Source organism: Phenylobacterium sp., assembly GCF_036263695.1.
GTDB lineage: Bacteria > Pseudomonadota > Alphaproteobacteria > Caulobacterales > Caulobacteraceae > Phenylobacterium.
Genome location: NZ_DATAGM010000333.1, coordinates 1 through 4,131 on the forward strand (window position 1 = coordinate 1; position 4,131 = coordinate 4,131).

Here is a 4,131-nt window from a genome sequence, read left to right on the forward strand (position 1 = left end):
ATGGCCGATGCCTATGCTCGAGCGTGACGGCGTGCGGATCTACTACGAGGTCCACGGCGAGGGTCCGGCCCTGCTGCTGACCCACGGCTACTCCGCCACCAGCGGCATGTGGGCCGGCCAGGTCGAGCCGCTGTCCAAGCGCTTCAAGCTGATCACCTGGGACATGCGCGGCCATGGCCGCTCCGACTATCCCGAGGACCAGGCCGCCTATTCCGAAGAAGCCACGGTGGCCGACATGGCCGCCCTGCTGGACGCGGTCGGCGCCCGCTCGGCGGTGATCGGCGGCCTGTCACTGGGCGGCTACATGAGCCTGGCCTTCCACCTGAAGCATCCGGAGCGCACGCGGGCGCTGCTGATCATCGACACCGGCCCTGGCTACAAGAAGGACGAGGCGCGGGACGGCTGGAACGCCAACGCCCTGCGCCGCGCCGAGAAGCTGGAGGCCGAGGGGTTGCCGACCGGCGGCAGCGCCGAGGTGCGTCAGGCCAGCCACCGCGACGCCACGGGCCTGGCCAGGGCCGCGCGGGGCATGTTGACCCAGCGCGACGCCAAGGTCATCGAGAGCCTGCCGAACATCCAGGTCCCGTCGATCGTCATCGTCGGCGCCGACGATACGCCCTTCCTCGCCGCCTCCGACTACATGGCTGGCAAGATCCCCGGCGCGAAGAAGGTGGTGATCCCGAACGCCGGCCACGCCGCCAACATCGACCAGCCGGAGGCGTTCAACGCCGCGCTGCTGCAGTTCCTCGAAGAGGCGAGACTGGCGGAGCCCGCCTAGCACCCCGCCAGCCAGCGCATCCGGTAGGCGTTGATCGAATAGGCGCCGAGGCGGTCGAGCAGACCCCAGTTGACCACCGCCCCGATCGGGGCGCCGACCACCGGGATCAGCTGGGCGAGCTTGGCCAGGTCGATGTAGTCCCGGTACTCCTGCTGAAACTTGCGCCAGTCGAAGCCCTCGAAGCTTGGCGGGCAGGTGGCCGGATCCCAGGCCTCGATCATCCGGAACACGTCCGCCCGGTGATCCGGGCTGGAGAAGGCCAGCTCGAACAGGCGCAGGATGAACACCCGCTCTGCGAACACCTCGCCGGCGTGGCCGTAGATGGCGGCCAGGTCGAACAGCAGCTTGATCTTGATGCCGATCAGGATCGGGAAGTCAGCCGCCGCCATCAGGAAGCCGCCGGCGCCCGTGACGCCGCCCTCGACGGCGGCGGTGGTGCGGTAGTTCTTGATGAACTCGGCGGCCCGGCGGTCGCGGGCCTCCAGCGAGAGGCCCTCAAGGGGTTCGGCGGTGGTGAAGTCGGCGCCGACCAGGATTCCCCGCGTCATCTTCTCCATCACCGCGGTGACGGCCTGGTGCACCTTCTCCGGGATGGCGCGGGTGATCTTCTGCTGAACGCCGCGGGTCGCGCGGTTCCAGCGGCTGGGGGGCGCCAGCATCTTCTCGCGCCATCGCGCGACCTCGCCCTGAGCCCAGTGCTCGTAGGCGGTCTCGGAAACGAAAACGGGCGGGCCTGAGGTCATCAGGCCCGCCCCTTTAGAGGTTCATCGAGCTCCGGACTAGGGCGCGCCGCCGCCGCCCACCAGGTTCGCGCGCCGCCGACCCATCAGCGCCTGGGCGGCGGACAGCTCCGCCTGGCTGAGGCCGCCGTCCTTGTCGGTGTCGATCATCGCGAAGTTGGTCTTGATGAGATTGCCCATCCGGCCGCGCGCCTCGGTGATCTGCAGCTTGCGATCGAGGTTCTCGTCCATCATCCCCAGCATGGCGGAGGCCTGGAGCGCCTGGTCGTACTCCGGCTTGAGGTCGTCGGAGGTCTCCTCCACCCAGCGGTAGCGCAGGGCGGTGAAGAACATCTCCTCGAACGACTGGTCGCCCCACGTCACCACCTTCTCCGGGTCCGGGTTGGCCGGGTTCCGTTTGGAGTTGTCGTAGGTGTAGGTGGCGATCAGCCGGGAGCCGGCCGGCACCTTGATCGGCTCAGCGAATTCATAGGCCCGCTGCCAGTTGAAGTCGTACTTCGGCAGGCTGAGCAGCAGCTTGCGGGTCCCGTCCGGGTATTCGATGACGAGATCCGACGAGTGGCCCCGGTAGTGGGCGTGCGGGAAGGCCGAGTAGAGCAGGGCGTCCTTCGGGAAGATCAGGTAGGCGACCTCCTTGTGGCGCGCCGTGTTGGCCGGGATGGTGATGGTCGGGTCCATGATGGTGATCCCGCGCATGACCATCTTCGGCTTCTGCCCCTCTGGGTAGAAGTAGAGGGCTATCTTGGAGCGGTCGGTCGCCGCCTTGCCGAACGGGGTGTAGTGGTTCTGGAAGCCGATGGCCCCGCCGCCGGGCACGTAGGTGCCCACGTCCTCCGGCGAGATGGTCGATTCCGAGCCCACCGCGTAACCACCGACGGAAGCGCCCCAGCGGCTCTCGTTGCCGCGCCCGTCAGCCGGCATCTCCTTCATGTAGCCGGTCAGGATGTGGTGCACCCCCTGGCGCTGCTCGACCTTGATGGTCGAGGCCCGCAGCCAGCGGCCCTCCTTCAGCGGCCAGGCGACGGCCGGGCGCTGATAGTCGACGATGCCCGTCTCGGGGATGTCGTAGGCCGGGATGTCCAGCACCAGGTCGGGCTTGCCGAGCGGCCATTCCGGGGCCGCGAACTTGATCTTGGCCAGCGGGTCCTCGCCCTCGCCGCGCGGCGCGCCGGCCTCGATCCAGTGGACCAAGGTCTTGATCTGCTGCGGGGTCAGGGACTTGTCGTCGTGGAACTTACCGACCGACGGATCGGCGTGATACGGCGGCATCCGATCGGTGCGGATGACCTCGCGGATCATCGGCGAGAAGCCCTTGATCATCTCGTAGTTGGTCAGTGTCATCGGGCCGATGCCGCCCGGCTGGTGGCAAGCCACGCACTTCTCGCGGACGATCGGCACGATGTCGTGCACGTAGGAGATCTTCGCGTGCTCGGCCCGCTTGACCCGCTCGGGGAAGTCGATCAGGCAGCCGGCGCCCTGCACCTTGGCCTGAGCGACCGGCCGGCCGGCCATCAGCGCGTCCAGGGCCTCGGCGGCGAAGTGCTTCTCGGCCTTGGCCTTCTGGCGCTCGTAGGTGACCCGGTCGTCGACGGGGCCGCGGTAGACCACCTTCCAGCTCTTCGGGTCGATGACGAACACCTCGGCCGTGCGGGTCACGCCCAGCTGCTCGCCGACCAGCTGGTTGACGTCCATCAGGATCGGGATGTCGTAGCCGTACTCCTTGGCCTCCTCGACCAGCGCGTCGCGCTTATCCTGAAGGTTGGAGTTCAGGTAGAGGAACTCCACGCCGTGGGTCTTGTACTTGTCGCGCAGCGCCTTGATGGCCGGGTTGGTGTTGCGCATCACCGGGCAGCCGACCCCGTGGGTGACGATCACCACCGCCTTGGCGTCGGCCAGCCGATAGAGCTCGTGGCTGTCGAGGTTGTGGTCGGCCAGCATGAAGTTGTCGACGCTGGCCCGCAGGGGCGTCTGTTCGCCCTCGGCGGCCGCATGCCCCGCGTGTCCGGCGTGATGGCCGGCGTGCGGGTCGGCGCTCTTGGCCGGGCTGGCGGCGTTCGACACGCCCCAGATCAGCGCCATCGAGACCATCGCGGCGCCAGCGAGCGCGAGCTTGAACTTCATCCATCCCTCCCCAGGGAACCGGCGCCCGCCTTCTGTCGGGCGTGACGCCGGCGTCACTTTTGTCCAGCCCTGCTAATACCGGTGTTCCGAAAAACCGTCCACTGGAGAGGCGAGGCTTGGCGGCTAGATCATACCAGAGTCACCGATGGACGCGTTAGCGAGAGGAAGCGATGTTCGGGCCGAAGGCTGGTCAGTGGGTGACAGCGCCCTTTCATTTGTCATGGCCGGCTTGGTGGGCCGGCCACAACCGCAACGGGCTGGGTCGCCGGGACAAGCCGGCGATGATCAAGGAGGGTGGTCTACGCCTTCGCCGTCACCAGCCAGCAGGCGGCGGTGACCTTGAGGTGGTCGCCGTCGCGGTAGGGCTCCAGGGCCTGGGTGACGGCCTCGGTAAGCTTCGGCTTCAGGGTCGGGTCGGCGCGCACGGCGCCGCCGGCGGGCCCCACGCCGAGCAGCAGCTCCATGGCGTCCTCCTGCGTGACCGACACCGGC

At 68.1% G+C, this 4,131-nt stretch carries 3 protein-coding genes and 1 pseudogene; 1 reads left to right on the forward strand and 3 read right to left on the reverse strand.

Features of this window, described 5'->3' with window-relative positions:
• Positions 1-778, forward strand: a 778-nt coding sequence (locus tag VHK87_RS13520; protein WP_329635418.1) for an alpha/beta fold hydrolase, incomplete at its 5' end; no start/stop codon positions are given.
• On the opposite strand, the gene VHK87_RS13525 is transcribed toward VHK87_RS13520, so the two are convergent.
• The 3 genes and pseudogenes from VHK87_RS13525 to VHK87_RS13535 form a co-directional block, all read right to left on the reverse strand.
• On the reverse strand, positions 775-1,521 hold the full coding sequence (locus VHK87_RS13525) for an EcsC family protein (protein WP_329635419.1): 747 nt from the start codon (positions 1,519-1,521) through the stop codon (positions 775-777). The two genes, VHK87_RS13520 and VHK87_RS13525, sit on opposite strands and share 4 nt — an antisense overlap.
• A gap of 36 nt (positions 1,522-1,557) precedes the next feature.
• A complete protein-coding gene (locus VHK87_RS13530; protein WP_329635420.1) occupies positions 1,558-3,639 on the reverse strand; it encodes a redoxin family protein in 2,082 nt (693 codons plus the stop codon).
• A gap of 299 nt (positions 3,640-3,938) precedes the next feature.
• Positions 3,939-4,131 (reverse strand): annotated as a pseudogene (locus tag VHK87_RS13535) (hypothetical protein); the annotation flags it as partial.

Bases quoted from the DNA above. Each gene is read 5' to 3' on its own strand.
- VHK87_RS13525 (WP_329635419.1), bottom strand. From the start codon at position 1,521: ATGACCTCAGGCCCGCCCGTTTTCGTTTCCGAGACCGCCTACGAGCAC.
- VHK87_RS13530 (WP_329635420.1), bottom strand. From the start codon at position 3,639: ATGAAGTTCAAGCTCGCGCTCGCTGGCGCCGCGATGGTCTCGATGGCG.